The 14,008-nt window shown below is 66.4% G+C and carries 9 protein-coding genes; 3 read left to right on the top strand and 6 right to left on the bottom strand.

Annotation, left to right across the window (positions count from 1 at the left end; genetic code table 11):
- The first annotated feature begins 368 nt into the window (after positions 1–368).
- The gene (locus R5W23_RS21580; protein WP_320688071.1) at positions 369–1,553 is read left to right on the top strand and encodes a M24 family metallopeptidase; all 1,185 of its coding nucleotides are present in this window, start codon (positions 369–371) and stop codon (positions 1,551–1,553) included.
- On the opposite strand, the gene rarD is transcribed toward R5W23_RS21580, so the two are convergent.
- From rarD to R5W23_RS21605, 5 genes are all read right to left on the bottom strand, one after another.
- The gene (rarD, locus tag R5W23_RS21585) at positions 1,507–2,490 is read right to left on the bottom strand and encodes an EamA family transporter RarD (protein WP_261184954.1); all 984 of its coding nucleotides are present in this window, start codon (positions 2,488–2,490) and stop codon (positions 1,507–1,509) included. The two genes, R5W23_RS21580 and rarD, sit on opposite strands and share 47 nt — an antisense overlap.
- A 22-nt stretch (positions 2,491–2,512) precedes the next feature.
- Positions 2,513–3,034, bottom strand: coding sequence for a hypothetical protein (locus R5W23_RS21590; protein ID WP_261184952.1), 522 nt, complete (start codon positions 3,032–3,034; stop codon positions 2,513–2,515).
- Positions 3,031–4,128, bottom strand: a complete 1,098-nt coding sequence (locus R5W23_RS21595) for an aromatic ring-hydroxylating oxygenase subunit alpha (protein ID WP_261184950.1) — start codon at positions 4,126–4,128, stop codon at positions 3,031–3,033. Before R5W23_RS21595 ends, R5W23_RS21590 begins: the two co-directional genes overlap by 4 nt.
- Positions 4,129–4,375: 247 nt before the next feature.
- On the bottom strand, positions 4,376–5,512 hold the full coding sequence (locus R5W23_RS21600; protein ID WP_261184948.1) for a C45 family autoproteolytic acyltransferase/hydolase: 1,137 nt from the start codon (positions 5,510–5,512) through the stop codon (positions 4,376–4,378).
- A gap of 162 nt (positions 5,513–5,674) precedes the next feature.
- Complete coding sequence (locus tag R5W23_RS21605) at positions 5,675–7,516, bottom strand: ABC transporter permease (protein WP_261184946.1); 1,842 nt, start codon at positions 7,514–7,516, stop codon at positions 5,675–5,677.
- A 173-nt stretch (positions 7,517–7,689) separates the two neighbouring features.
- Between R5W23_RS21605 and R5W23_RS21610 the strand changes: the two genes are divergently transcribed.
- On the top strand, positions 7,690–9,105 hold the full coding sequence (locus tag R5W23_RS21610) for a sulfatase-like hydrolase/transferase (protein ID WP_261184944.1): 1,416 nt from the start codon (positions 7,690–7,692) through the stop codon (positions 9,103–9,105).
- Between the two features lie 51 nt (positions 9,106–9,156).
- On the opposite strand, the gene R5W23_RS21615 is transcribed toward R5W23_RS21610, so the two are convergent.
- The gene (locus R5W23_RS21615; protein WP_320688072.1) at positions 9,157–11,025 is read right to left on the bottom strand and encodes a DUF4129 domain-containing protein; all 1,869 of its coding nucleotides are present in this window, start codon (positions 11,023–11,025) and stop codon (positions 9,157–9,159) included.
- Between the two features lie 143 nt (positions 11,026–11,168).
- Here R5W23_RS21615 and R5W23_RS21620 point away from each other — a divergent pair, with 143 nt between their 5' ends.
- Positions 11,169–13,964, top strand: a complete 2,796-nt coding sequence (locus R5W23_RS21620) for a PSD1 and planctomycete cytochrome C domain-containing protein (protein ID WP_320688073.1) — start codon at positions 11,169–11,171, stop codon at positions 13,962–13,964.
- The last annotated feature ends 44 nt before the right edge of the window (positions 13,965–14,008 follow it).

A 14,008-nucleotide genomic window follows, 5' to 3' on the forward strand; every position in this document is an offset into this window, starting at 1 on the left:
CGGGCCGGTTCGGAGTGTCCGACTCCATCGCCAGTCGTGACCGGTGTGTGCCGGTGCTGGCCGCGGCTGGACAAGACATGATGTGGATGTCGAACCCGGGGACCCTGCGCCTCACGCCATTTCCGGTGGAAAGAGTTACGGCGGACGTTCCTGAACGCTGAGACGGTGGCGCAGGGCACCGTCGCGACTGCCACATTCTCGCGGTCAAATGGTGTCTGCGAGTTTGGCCGGAGCACCGCTCGGTTCCTGACGAGAAGACAGCGGCCCCGTTCGAGGCTAAGACAACCCCCCACTCTCTCAGTCCGGAAGGTGCCACCCCGTCGCCGGGAGCGCGAGCCCTCGGCCGTTGTTGCGTGAGGACGTTAATCATGTTCGATTTGTCTGCGGTCCAGGCCGCGATCCGCGAAGCCGGGTTCGATGGCTGGCTGCTGTACGACTTCCGCGGGCTCAACGTGCTCGCCCAGCGAGTCGCCGGTGTCGCGGAGAAGAAGCTGTCGCGGCGGTGGTTCTACTTCGTTCCCGCCACCGGCGAAGCGAAGAAGCTGGTTCACGCGATCGAGCCCGCGGCACTCGATCACCTGCCCGGCGCCGACAAAACGATTTACCGCCGGTGGCAGGAACTTGAAGCCGGCGTCGGCGTGCTCGTGGGCGGGGCGAAGAAGGTGGCGATGGAGTACAGCCCGCGGAACGCGAACCCGTACATCGGCCGTGTCGACGCCGGCACCGTCGAACTCGTGCGCTCGTTCGGCGCGGACGTGCTCGCGTCCGGCGACCTGATCCAGCAGTTCGAGGCGGTGTGGGACGCGGACCAGGAGAAATCGCACTTCGAGGCGGCGAAGCTGTGCCGCGCGGCCTACGACGTTGCGTTCGCGTTCATCGCCGACGAGATCCGCGCGCACGGTAAGGTAATGGAAACGGCCGTTCAGGCACGGATCATGAAGCACTTCGCCGACAACGGGATGACGACCTACAGCCCGCCGATCGTGGGCGTGGGGCCGCACAGCGGCGACCCGCACTTCGACACCGCGGCGGCCACCGACGCGCTCATCCAGAAGGGTTCGTTCGTGCTGATCGACCTGTGGGCGAAGATGAACCGCCCGCGGGCGGTGTACGCGGACTACACCCGTGTTGTGTACGTGGGGGACACCGTACCCGAGCAGTACGCGAAGGTGTTCGCGGTGGTCGCGGCGGCGCGGGATGCGGGCATTCAAAAGGCGAAGGACGCGTTTGCCGCCGGGACGCCGTTACTGGGCTGGGAGATCGACAACGCGACCCGCGACGTGATCGAGAAGGCCGGGTACGGCGCGAACTACACGCACCGCACCGGCCACAACATCGGGCAGGAGGTCCACGGGAACGGCGCCCACATCGACGGGCTCGAAACCCGCGAGGACCGGCGCATCATACCCCGCACGTGCTTCAGCATCGAGCCGGGCATTTATTTGCCCGACTTCGGCGTCCGGAGCGAGGTGGACGTGTACATCGACGCCCAGGGGCAGGTCCACGTCACCGGTGGGGAACCGCAGACGGAAGTCCACCGAATCGTGGTGTGAGCGGCCCGACGAGGTCGGAGGCGCCGCGCCGGGCGCGGCGCTTCTGACGCGCCTGCCAGAGCGCGTCGCCGATGAAGATCAGCACCGCCGACCACACACACACGAACGCCGCGACGCGCTCCGGCCCGAGCGTTTCGCCCAGCCAGATCACCGCGATCACCATCTGCACGGTGGGCGACAGGAACTGAATGAAGCTCACCGCCAGCAGCGGCAGCCGGCGCAGCGACAGCGTGTAGGTGAGGAGCGGGACAACGGTGACGATCCCGCTGAAGGCGATCAGCGCGTTGAGCCGCCAGTCGGCCGGGGTCATGTGGTTCTGCCCCGTGGCCGACAGGTACAGGAGGAACCCGAGCGACGGCGGGAGCATGAGAATCGTTTCCACCGTCAGCCCGGTCATGCTCTCGACCGCCACCTTTTTGCGCACGAGACCATACGCCCCAAAGGTGATCGGCAGGGCCACGGCGATCCAGGTGAAATTGCCGTTCCAGGCGAACGGAATGGCGACGCCGAGCGCCACCAGCACCAGCGCCGGGAACTGCGCCGGCCGCAGCTTTTCTTTCAGGAAGATGGGCGCGAGGGCCGCGTTCACCAGCGGCATCATGTAGTAACCGAGGCTCGCCTCGACGACGCGGTTGGTCACGGTGGCGTAGATGTAAATGAGCCAGTTGAGCGCGAGCAGGCACGCCGAGAGCAGGAGCGTTGAAACGAGCGCCGGGGACCGCAGGACGCGGACCACGTCTTTCCAGCCCGCCAGGGCGAGCGTGAGCAGGGCCATAATGGGCAGCGACCACGCAATGCGGTGAGCCAGAATCTCCCACGCGGGCACGCCGAAGGCGGCCAGCGCGGCGAAGTACAACGGCACCAGCCCCCACCACAGGTACGCCACCAGCCCGAACATCAGCCCGGACCTAAATTGCGCCCCCGACTCGTCGTTCACGTAAGCACCTTTCCAGATTAAACTACGTTAACTTAATGGCCCCACGTTCGATCTCAGCTCTCGTCAACCCGTAGTGCGAATTGGTGGTTTCTTGTTGCTGCCACCAGCGCGCAATTATCGGATTTTGGAGATAGATGAGCATTCCGCGGCACCAAGCTGACCAGGCTTTGGTGAGTATCCGCCCTTCCGAATAGAACAGAAACTCCTCGGCACATAGGTTGAAATACTTGTCGAGTGTTTCGGCCTGCTGGGCGCTCAGGAGTATTTCTTCCCCGTCTTGGCGGCAAATCTGCTGAAGCTGCTCGTGCAGTCTGGAATACTGCTCGTTAAACCGGACGAAGAGCCTCTCAAATAGCTGCGTCTCTTCGAGCTTTTGTTTTTGAACGAAGTAGATGACGCTGGCGATGACACCGATGATCGCAGCCGTCATTTCCCATCGCTTTTCAACGTTTGCCCCGTGGACTCCGCAGATCACCAACCCCGCACAGCCGAAGGCAAGCCACCAATAGTGCCGAAAGAAAAACTGACGAGTGCGATGGTTCACTGCGCTGCTCCCCTGAGCACGCGCCCCAGCTTTGCGTGGAAGTGGTGCCCGCCGTTCTCGCGCTTCACGCTGAACCGGCCGGTCGAGAAGCTGCGGCTGTATAGGTTCCGCTGCACCTCTTCGCACACGCCGATGTCTTCTTGCTGCACCTGCTCGGCGACCTCGACACTTTTGCGCCTGAAGTCATGATCGAGCGAATCGGCGAAATAAAAATCGAAAACCACCCGGCACCGGTCCGGTCCCAGCGGCAACACCAGGTTCGTATCCATCACGCCGGCGTAGGCGTTGAGCATGAAGTTTGGGTACAGCCACCAGTACGCCGCGTCGCCGGTGCGGGTCTGCCCCGCGTCGCCTTCCGCCGGCTTGGTCGGGCTGCTTTGTAGTACCGCGTTCCCGTCGCAGGTGGTGCGGTACTTCGTGTAATCGAGCGTCCCCGCGAGGGCCGGGTGGACGGTGTTCACGTGGTACCCGCCGTCCAGGTAGTTATCGACGTACACCTTCCAGTTGCACCGAAGGTCGTAACTCTTTCGGGCGTGCCACTTGAGTTCCCCGAGAGCCGCTCCCGCCCCCCACGAGACCAACGGACCCAGGTAAGCGTCGACGGGTTCGCGCGGCGGGGTGAGGTGTACCCACACGAACGGCCCCCACACCGCCACCGCGACCGGCGGCAGGCCGTTGTCCTCGCGGCGGAAGTCCTGAACGCCGTCGAACTCGGGCACCCCCCGAAGCGCCCCGCTGAGGTCGTAGGTCCACCCGTGGTAGCGGCACCGGAACTTCGTGACGGTGCCGCATTCGTCGGTACACAAACGTGCGGCCCGGTGCCGGCAGACGTTGAAGAACGCCTTCAGTTCGCCGCTCTCGTTGCGCACCACGAGAACGGGTTCACCGGCGATATCAGCCGTCAGATACTGGCCCGGGTTCGCGACTTGATCGGCCCGCCCGACCATCTGCCAGGTGCGGGCGAACACCGCGTCACGCTCCAGCGCGTAAATCTCGGGCGCCGTGTACCACGTGTTCGGAATGGTGCCGGCCCGCTCCAGCGGCCGTTCCGGGTCGAACGCCGCGAGCAGGTCCTGAAGTGTACCGTTCGGCATGGCCCACCTTACGCTCGGAAGTGACCGACCCTCCAACTTCTGTCCGAAGAGACCGAAGCGGATCGAGGGCGCGTGCGGGGCAACCTAACCCCCCGCCCCCTTCCCTGAAGGGAAGGGGGTGAACGTGTGAAAAGCCTCCTGCGCAACCGCCTGGCGTAAAGGCACCCGGCGCAAACCCCACGAACCTTGAGGTGGGCCGGGGATTGGTTGCCCCGCATGCGCTCTCAGGCTCCGGTGGGGCTTACCGTTACTTTTCGTCGAACAGCTTGCCCAGATCCAGCTTGACCGGCGGAAGCTTACTCGCCGACCCGGGGCCGTAGGCCAGGTGTATCACTCGCTCCGACGGCTCGAACACCATGCTCTGGAGCGTGCCCTTGCCCTGGTCCACCTTTTGAAGCTGCTCGAATGCGTCCTTCACGCCGAGTTTTGGCGCGTCCTTTTGTTGGAGTAGAGAGAGCTTGTCGTAACGGTCGCATTTGGTCGTCACGCTGAGCTTGTCGGTACGGAAGTGGTTCGTGCAGCAGCACACCCCGTTCTCGTTCTTGCGCACTTCGAGGTTGTCCGGAGTCAACTCGAACACCGCGCCGCCGTTCTTGTCGCAAATCGTCAGGCAGCAGGAGCTGGTTCGCTTCGAGCCGCGGAGCAGCTTTTCGGCTTCCGCGACGGTCGAGCACTCTTCCAGCACGCGGCGGAAGTTGAGCAGCAGCGGGGTTCCGCTCCAGTTGAACTTCGCGTTGTCCTTGCTGCGGCGCAGGTGGATCTCGTTGATGGTGACGCACAGCCCGGCGTCGTTCATCCCGCTGATGACGCCCGCGATCGGCGTCACCGTGATCGCCGCGAACGCCCGCTTGCCCTCGCCCTTGTAGACCGCCACCAGCGTGTGCTCGGTGATGCCCTTCGTGGGAATCCAGTCGAAGTTCCGGGCGAACAGCGGCGCGCCTGTGGTGCTCCGCTCTTTTTCCACAATGATCGTCGAGCACCCGAGGCCGCTGGTGAGGTCTGCGATCGTGTTGGCGAACAGGAGCAACCCTTCCGGGCGCCCGGAGGCTTTCGCCGCGGCCTCAAGCTCCGTCGCAACGTGCGGAGGGAAGTTCGGCTTGAGCCGCCGCGACATGGCCTCAATGAGCCGGTAGGTGGCCGTCTGGCCGGAGTCGGCGAGGAACTGCTCGTGGAGCTTGGTGAGGTCCGGTGCATTGGCGATCGCGAGCTTGCCGAACTGCTCGCCGATCTCGGCGGGTTTGCCCTTCAGGATCAGTACCGGCACCTTGTCAACGTACCGGAGTTCGCCCCCCTTGTGCGTTGCGGTCGGGAACGTCTTGGGTTCGTCGGCCCGGCCCGACGAGCACAGTGCGAGCACCACCAATACCGGTGCGAACAGCTTCATGGCGCTTCGACCTCGAAGGGCAAAGACAGAATGGCCGCAAAGAAGCACAAAAAGCTCAAAAGAAGAAACTGCACAGACCAAACAGGTTGCCAGGGTTTGATCGCCTCTCGGTTCTTTTTTGTGCTTTTTGTGCTTCTTTGCGGCCATTCTCTTTCTGTTGGATCAGCTCTCGTTGGGCTGGGCGGTGCGGCCCAGCGCCACGTCGAACTCGGTGACCAGGGGGAACAGCATCGCGTACACGGCGAACCCGAACGCGGCCCCCAGCGCCAGGAACGGCACCAGCGGGTCCGCCGATTCTTCCGCACCGGGGCGGCCGCCGATGAGCACGTTGACCACGCAGTAGAACATCGCCAGCGGGCACACGACGCTCGCGAGCGTCAGGGCCGGGGACGGGCGGTCGGCGCTGAGCACGTACAGCAGGCCCCCGATGCCCAAGACCAGGAAGGCCAGGAAGCTGAACCACTGGTTCCCGAAGCTGCCGCCGTTGATAACGATCAGGTAAATGCTGATCAGCGTCCCGGTGGACAGGAAGAACACCGTCCCGAGCGTGTGCCCGATCGCGAGCCGACTTTGTGTGATGCGGAGCGAAACGTGCAACCCGAGTGCGGTCGCGAACCCGAACAGCACGATCAGCGCGCCGACCACCGCGACCATCGGGCCGAAATTAGCCGCCAGCACGTCGCCGGGTGGGGTGCCCGCCGGTGTCCGCGCCAGCGCGCCGCGGATCGCGTAGAACCCCGCGAGCAGCAGCGGCGGAATGATGTACTCTTTTGTGTTGTACAGCACCCCCAGCAATTTCCCGAACACGAACTCCTTGGGGGAAACGTCGGTCACGAGGAGCACGTCGAGTGCGGCACCGTCGCGCTCGGAGGTGATGGAGGTCACCGCTTGGGCCGCGACGAGGAGCAAGCTCAGCACGGCCACCGGCACCAACCCGTAGGCGGCGGCGAACGCGGGCCGCCCGCCGGGCCGGTTCAGCTCGTTCACCGCGAAGTACAGGATTAGCGCTAGCACGATCCCGAAGGCGAACTTCACCAGCAGCGGCCGGCGTCCGTAAGCCAGGGTGCGGATCTCGCGCCACAGGACCGGGTTGGCCCACACTTGGCGCGCGTCGCCGGGCGCGGCGTGCGCCCGGGCGCGCTTCTCGGCCTCAACGGCCTCGTTCGACTCCGGGTCTTCCGCGGCGCTCGAACTTTCGCGCTGCATGATCGGCTCGCCGCTCGGGTTCCACTTCCGCAGCCCCCAAATGCCGATGCCGTTGAGGGCGGCACAGAACGCGAGCGTCACCAGCACGAACCCGTAGGCGGGCGCGAGCCCCGCGCCGGTCGTCGGCGGTTCGAGGACACTGAGCATCGCAACGAAGGGGTCGACCCACGCCTGCACCGTCGGCCAGTCCCAGTCCGCAACGAGCATCGGGCCGACCGTGCCGACGCCCTGCGAAACGCACACGTATAGAACCAGGAAGAGGACCGACAGCGCGAGCGCCTGGTAGGTTTTGTCGCGCCACAGCGCCACCAGCCCGCCGAGCGACCCGGCCGCGATCGCCGACGCGAACAGCACCAGCACGGCCTGGAACACCTGCTCGGGATCGATCCCGCCGAGCAGCAGCAAGAGCGCGAGGACCGGCACGCTCACAAAGAGCAGGATCAGAATGGGCAGCAGCGCGCCGAGCAACTTCCCGAGCACGATTTCGTAGTCCCGCAGGTCCGTGAGGAGCAGGAGCACGAACGTCCGGCGGTCCTTCTCCTGCGAGACCGCTCCGGCGGCCGACAGGGTGGCGAAGAACAGCGTGAGGAACAGTTGAACGAACGCAACGATCTGGAACAGGAGCAGCCCGAAGTTCGCCGTCTCGCCGAGCGTGGCGTCGCGGGCGAACCCGATGGTGGCCTGCCAGGTGGTGACCCCCAGGATGCACAGCAGCCCGACCAGGGCCGCCCGCTGGGGGTAGTGCCCGGACCGCCGCGGCACCGTGACCACTTCGCGCGAAAAGATCGGACCCAGCACGCGGAAACCTCCCACCCCGGTGACACCCTGCTAGCTTATCCTGGCGGGCCGGAGCGAATAGTCCGGTGAACCTTTCCGCCCCTGCTCGGCCTCAAGTCGGAAGTGGAAACGCCCGGCGCCGCCGGCCGGGCGGCCACCGTTCTGTTCCGACCTGCGTACCTGGGAATCTTCGAATGCGAGTGATCGTTTTCGCGCTCAACGGGCTCCCGGCCGGGTGGCTGGGGGCCTACGGCAACGACTGGGTCGGCACCCCGCACCTGGACCGGTTCGCCGCGGAGGGCGTCACGTTCGATCGGCACATCAGCGATCGCCCCGGCCCGGACGCCGCACGCCGGGCGTGGCTGGGAAAGCACGTTTCCCCTACCGAAAGCGAGCAAACACGCGGACCGGTGACCGAAACCCCTCTTCTCTTTATCGGTGAAGGGGCAGGGGTGCGCGGTTCTTCCCCGCGAACCGTTCTCGTGCGCGCGAACCACCCCGACACCGATGCCCCCGACTGGTTCTACGCCGGCTGGCAGGAAGTGTTCGACGCCCGCCCCAAGCCGGACGACGATTCCCCGCTCGAAGAACTGATCCGCTCACTGCCCGCCCTCCTGGAACGCCTGCGCGACGTTCCCGAGTTCTTGCTCTGGATCGAAACGGACCGCCTGCTCCCCCCGTGGGACGTCCAACAGGACGTGTTTGAGGCGTACCTGGAGGATACCGAAGAGGAACCCGGGCCGTGGCCTCAAACGGCTGATGGCGACGAGCCCGAATCGGACTCGGACGAGGCGGAAGAGACGGACGAAGTCGAGGAACTCGAATCCGACGAGGCGGACAAGTCTGAAGGGGCTGAAGAGGCCCACGAACCCGAGGAGCCAACCCCGGCGATTTCGGAGACGGAGGAACCCGAAGAGCCCGTCGAGCCGTTCGCCGACCCGCCCACCGGGCCGTTCGATCGCGCCGACCTCGACCTCTGGGACTGGCTGCACAAGACGTTCGCCGCGGTGGTCACGAAACTCGACGCGGAACTCGGGGCCGTGTTCGAGATCCTGCGTGAGGAGGGGCTGGATCGGTCCGCGGCGTGGCTGATCACGTCCGATTTCGGGCACCCGCTCGGCGAACACGGCCAGGTCGGGTTGTACCGCCCCTGGCTGCACGAGGAACTGGTTCACCTGCCGCTGTTGCTCCGCCTGCCGAACGCCGAACAGGCCGGACGGCGCGTGAGCGGGTTCACGCAGCCGCCGGACCTGTTCCCGACGCTGCTCGAACTTTTCGGTCTCGCACCTCCGGCTGGTACACCCGGTCACAGCCTGCTACCGGCGGCGCGAGGGCTGTCGGAGTCGCCGCGTGCGTCCGCAATCACGCAGCTTGAACTGGGAGGCGCGGCCGAAATCGCTCTTCGCACGGGTGAATGGTCGTTGATCGTGCCGACCCTCGTGCCGGAGGGCGACCCGCCGCGCGAGCCGCAACTATACGAAAAGCCCGACGACCGCTGGGAGGTGAACGACCTCCGGGGGCGCAACGTCGAACGCGCCGACGAACTCGAAGCGCTGCTGCGGGAGGAAATACAAAAGGCGAAGCAACAAACCGCCGGTGACGCGAACTGAAATCCGCCAGCCGCTGCAAAGACGAGCCGCGACCGCCCCGCGGTTCTCGATTCAAACTTCCACTCCGGCCCCGTGTACCAGACGTTCCCACACGTCCTCCAGCACCGCGAGCGCGTTCTCGGGAATGGGAAGCTCCGAGTAGGCCGTGCGTGTGTACACGTTCGACAGCTTGGCAAACGCCTCCGCGTGATCGGGAAAGGCTTCTCCGACACGCCGGGCGAACTCCAGCGGCGTTTCCGCCGGGTCGCGCCCGGAGCCGTGATCCCAGACCCAGGCGTCGAACGCTTCGAACGTGTACGCGATCAGTTCGGCGGGGTCGCGTTCCTCGGACGTGCCGTCGGCGAACGGGTTCGAGTACGCACTGAACGGCGGCGGGCGCTGCGGTCCGGGCGGTTTCGTTTCGCCGACCGCGGCCCCGCCCTCGCGGCGGGTGCGTGCCCCGAACAAACTTTGCCACCACGAGCGGATTCCTTCTAGCCAGCGCCGAGCCCATTCCGTGAACGGAGCAAGATACTTCAGCACCCCGAAAAACAGCCCGAACACGATCAGGATGGCGATGATCGCGAACACGATCCACTTCACCACGCCCGCAATCTTCGCCAACGTTTCGCTCATCTGCGAATCGGACGGCGAGCCGCTCTTTCGCCCGCCGTCGCTTTTCGCGTCCTCGCCTTCGCGGTCGGGGTCACCGCCCGGCTGGTCGTTCTCGTTGTCCTTACGGCCCTCGTTCTCGCCCCCCTGTCCTTTACCGTTGCCCTTCTGCTCCCCGCCGGACTGATCACCTTTCTTCCCGCTCCCGCCTTTGCCCTCCGAGCCCTTTCCGCCGCTCCCCTTCTCACCTTTTGTTCCGCCCCCGGGCTGACCGCCCTTTCCGCTCGCGGAGCCGTTTCCGGCTTTCGCCTTGTTGCCGCCGCGTCCGTCGCCTTGGCCGGACGCATCGCCAAGTTGCGCGTTCCGGGACGCGTTCCTCTGCGCCTTGCCGGCACGCTCGATCCCGAACCACGGCACCTCCGAGTGCGGTCGCGGAAGGAACGCGCCGAGCACGAGGAACGCCGCAATCAGGACGCCGCCGAACACGAGCCAGCTCACGGTCATTGGAACCGGCACCTTCGCCTTGCGCTGCCGCAGGTAGCGCCGCACCCCGAGCAGGCTGGTCGTCACGAGCAACCCGAGCGCGCTCCCGATGTAGACCGCCATCTGAAGGAACGTGGCCCGGCGCCGGGCCGCGTCGTCGGGGCCGACGAGCGACTGCCCCAGGGCGAACAGCGGCAGCGCGGCCAGGGCGAAGTACAGCACCCACACGCCCGGCGTGTGCCCCTTCTTGCGCTCGGCTTCGCGGTGCGCCTTGTACCGCTCGATCCAGTCCCACAGCTTCGAGTCGTGTGCCGTTTTCTTTTTGCCCTTCTTTTTCCGGGCGCGAACGGGCTTGGCCGGTTCGGGAGGCGCGTGCGCCCCGTCCGCCCCCGGCGCGGGCTCGTCGGCGTCCAGCCCGGCGGCGGAAAGCAGCCCGCGCCCGCTCGAATTGTCCTTCTCGTCCAGGTGGGTGCAGTCCCGGGTGAGCTTGTGCGCGCTCCACCAGATCAGCACGAGCAGCCCGAGGTTCACGAGCCAGCCCCACGCCCGCAGCCACCCCGCGGGGTACTCGACGTAGGCCAGGAGCGCCAGATACGTCGCGATCGCGAGCCCGGCACCGTACAGCGACGCGCGGGCGGCGTCGTACTGGATGGAGATGCGAGCGACGAGAACCGCCCCGAACACGAAGAAGAACATCGTGTACAGCAGCCGGCCCGAGTACTGCCCGGCGTACAGCACTTCCACGAGGAAGAACACCAGGCTGCCGACCATGAGCATGACCAGCGCCGGGCTCAGCGCGATCACCACGTAATCGACCGCCGACGGTGCCTCGCGTTCGGACGCCATGCGATTCCACCCGCCGTTGAGCCCCGATCCGGAACCGTGTACCGCCCTGAAGACGCCCCTCGCCGGGGGCGGTTTCGCTTGAACCCGTGCGCTGCTTGGCGGACAATGAGGCTCCCGCCTCACTCGCCGTCGGATCTTAACTTATGCGAACCGCCGCGCTCGTCGCAGTCGCACTTCTGGCCCCGGTCGCTCGCGCCGCCGAACCGGTCGATAACGAGTTCTTCGAGAAGAAGGTGCGGCCGATCCTGGTCGCGCACTGCACCAGTTGCCACGACGCCAAGAAGCAGAAAGGTGGGTTGCGACTCGACACCAAGGGCGAGTTCGCCAAAGGCGGCGACAACGGCCCCGCGGTGAAACCCGGTGACCCCGCGAAAAGCTTGCTCATTGAGGCGGTCGCTTACGGCGGCGACATCAAAATGCCGCCGAAGGGGAAGCTCTCCGACGCCGACATCGCGACTCTCACGGCGTGGGTGAAGGGCGGCGCGCCCTGGCCCGCCGACGGCGGGAACGTACAGGGGCCGACCGAAAAGTTCGACCCGCACGCCCGCGCGAAAGCTCAGTGGTCGTTCCGCCCGATCCAGCGGCCCCCGGTGCCGGACATCCAGGGCTCGAAAGCCGAGGTCCGCAACGACATCGACCGGTTCCTGCTCGCGCGGCTCCAAAAAGAAGGCCTCTCGTTCGCCCCGCCCGCCAAAAAACGCGCGCTGCTGCGGCGCGTCACCTTCGACCTGACCGGCCTTCCCCCCACCCCCGAAGAAGTTGACGCGTTCCTGAAGGACGACGGACCCGGCGCGTTCGAGAAGGTGGTGGACCGGTTGCTCGCGTCGCCGCAATACGGGGTGCGGTGGGCGCGCCACTGGCTGGACCTCGTGCGGTACGCCGAGACCCAGGGCCACGAGTTCGACTTCGACATCCCGGACGCGTGGCGGTACCGCGACTACGTGGTCCGGGCGCTCAACGCCGACGTGCCTTACGACACCTTTCTGACGGAACACGTTGCCGGGGATTTGCTCCCGCCGCGGTTCTCGAAGGACGGGCTGAACGACGCGCTCATCGCGACCGGGTTCTGGTGGCTCGGGGAGGCTAAGCACTCGCCGGTCGATTCGCGGGCCGAGTACGCCGACCGCGTCGATAACCAGATCGACGTGTTCGGCAAAACGGTGCTGGGGCTGACCATCGGGTGCGCCCGGTGTCACGATCATAAGTTCGACCCGGTCAGCACGAAAGACTACTACGCGCTCTTCGGGGTGCTCAGCAGCTCGCGGTACAACCGGGCCGATGTGAGCGACCCGGCCTCCACGGTAAAGCTGCTCGACGAGCTGAAAGCGGTCCGCGCGAAACTCGCCTGCGACAACACGCCTCCTGGCGCCCCGAACCCGCAGCCGGCGGCCGGCTGGCGTGAGAAGAGCCCCGCTTTCGAAGAGTTCGGGGCCGGGTGGCGGGACCGGTGGTTCGCGGACGGGCTCGCGTTCCGCCCGGAGGGCGGCGACGGGTTCCCCCACAGCGGTCGTGAGACGCAAAAGCTGATGGGGGCGCTGCGGTCGCCCACGTTCACCATCGACAAGCCGTTCCTCGCGATCCGGGTCGCGGGGCGGAACGCGCGGGCGCGGGTCATCCTGAACGGCTTGCAGCTCATTCAGAACCCGATCTACGGCGGGCTGGCGCACGGCATCGGTCACGGCGAAGAGCTTCACTGGATGACGTTCGACCTCGGCATGTGGAAGGGGCAACCGGCGTACCTGGAACTGCTCGACGACGGCCCCGGCTTCGTTGCCATTTCGGAAGCCCGCTTCGCTGACACCCCGCCGCCCGCGGAGGGGGGCACAAAAGTGTATTTGCCCGCCGCGCCCGCCGACGGCGGTGACGAAGCGAAGAGGCTCGCGGCCCGGGCGAACGAGATCGAGGCACAACTGCCTGCCCCCAGACGCGCCCCAACGATGCGCGACGGGAACGGCATTAACGAGCGGGTGTTCATCCGCGGGAGCCACAAAAGTCCCGGAGCCGAGGCGCCCCGCGGCCCGCTCGAAGCGTTCGCCCTGCCGGCCTTCAAAAGCGCCGGCAGCGGGCGGCTCGAACTGGCCCGCACTCTTACGGACCCGTCGAACCCCCTGGTCACGCGGGTGCTCGTGAACCGGCTGTGGAAGCACCACTTCGGCGAGGGGCTCGTGCGCAGCCCCGACGACTTCGGCGCGCAGGGGCAGCCGCCGACGCATCCCGAACTGCTCGACTGGCTCGCGGCCGAACTGGTCGTGAAAAAGTGGAGCCTGAAGGCCGTGCACAAGCTCATGCTGCTCTCCGCGGCGTACCAGCAGTCGAGCCGGGCCGTTCCCGAACAGACCGCGAAGGCCCTCACCGCGGACCCGCAAAACAAGCTGCTGCACCGGCAGAACGTGAAGCGCCTGGAGGCCGAAGCGATCCGCGACGGCATCCTCGCGGTGAGCGGGCGACTGGACCTCCGCACGGACGGCCCGGGCGTGCTGCCGCACCTCACAGAGCACCAAGTGGGGCGCGGGCGCCCGGCATCCGGTCCGCTCGACGGCGACGGCCGCCGCAGCCTCTACCTCCAGGTGCGCCGGAACTTCCTCAACCCCATGTTCACCGCGTTCGACTACCCCACGCCGTTCACCGCGATCGGCCGGCGCACGGTGTCCAACGTCCCGGCGCAGGCGCTCGTGATGCTGAACAACCCGTTCGTGCTCCAGCAAACGGAGCTGTGGGCCAAACGGGTGCTCGCGCAGCCGGGCGCAAAACCCGAGGACCGGGTGCGGGCCATGTACGCCGCCGCGTTCAGCCGCGAGCCGTCGAACGACGAACTCGGCGCCGCGACCGCGTTCGTGGCGGAGCAGTCCAACGAGTACGGGAAGCCGAACCACCCGAAGGCGTGGGCGGACCTGGCGCACGTGCTGGTCAACGCGAAGGAGTTCGTCTTCGTGGAGTGACGCCGGCCGCAAACGGGCTTGCACTCCGCACCCGGGTTGGTGCG

It is taken from the genome of Gemmata algarum (assembly GCF_034097035.1).
Classification (GTDB): domain Bacteria; phylum Planctomycetota; class Planctomycetia; order Gemmatales; family Gemmataceae; genus Gemmata; species Gemmata algarum.

What these genes read in the sequence shown, in the direction of transcription:
- R5W23_RS21580 (WP_320688071.1), top strand. Translation starts at nt 369, where the DNA reads ATGTTCGATTTGTCTGCGGTCCAGGCCGCGATCCGCGAAGCCGGGTTC.
- R5W23_RS21595 (WP_261184950.1), bottom strand. Translation starts at nt 4,128, where the DNA reads ATGCCGAACGGTACACTTCAGGACCTGCTCGCGGCGTTCGACCCGGAA.
- R5W23_RS21600 (WP_261184948.1), bottom strand. Translation starts at nt 5,512, where the DNA reads ATGAAGCTGTTCGCACCGGTATTGGTGGTGCTCGCACTGTGCTCGTCG.
- R5W23_RS21610 (WP_261184944.1), top strand. Translation starts at nt 7,690, where the DNA reads ATGCGAGTGATCGTTTTCGCGCTCAACGGGCTCCCGGCCGGGTGGCTG.
- R5W23_RS21615 (WP_320688072.1), bottom strand. Translation starts at nt 11,025, where the DNA reads ATGGCGTCCGAACGCGAGGCACCGTCGGCGGTCGATTACGTGGTGATC.
- R5W23_RS21620 (WP_320688073.1), top strand. Translation starts at nt 11,169, where the DNA reads ATGCGAACCGCCGCGCTCGTCGCAGTCGCACTTCTGGCCCCGGTCGCT.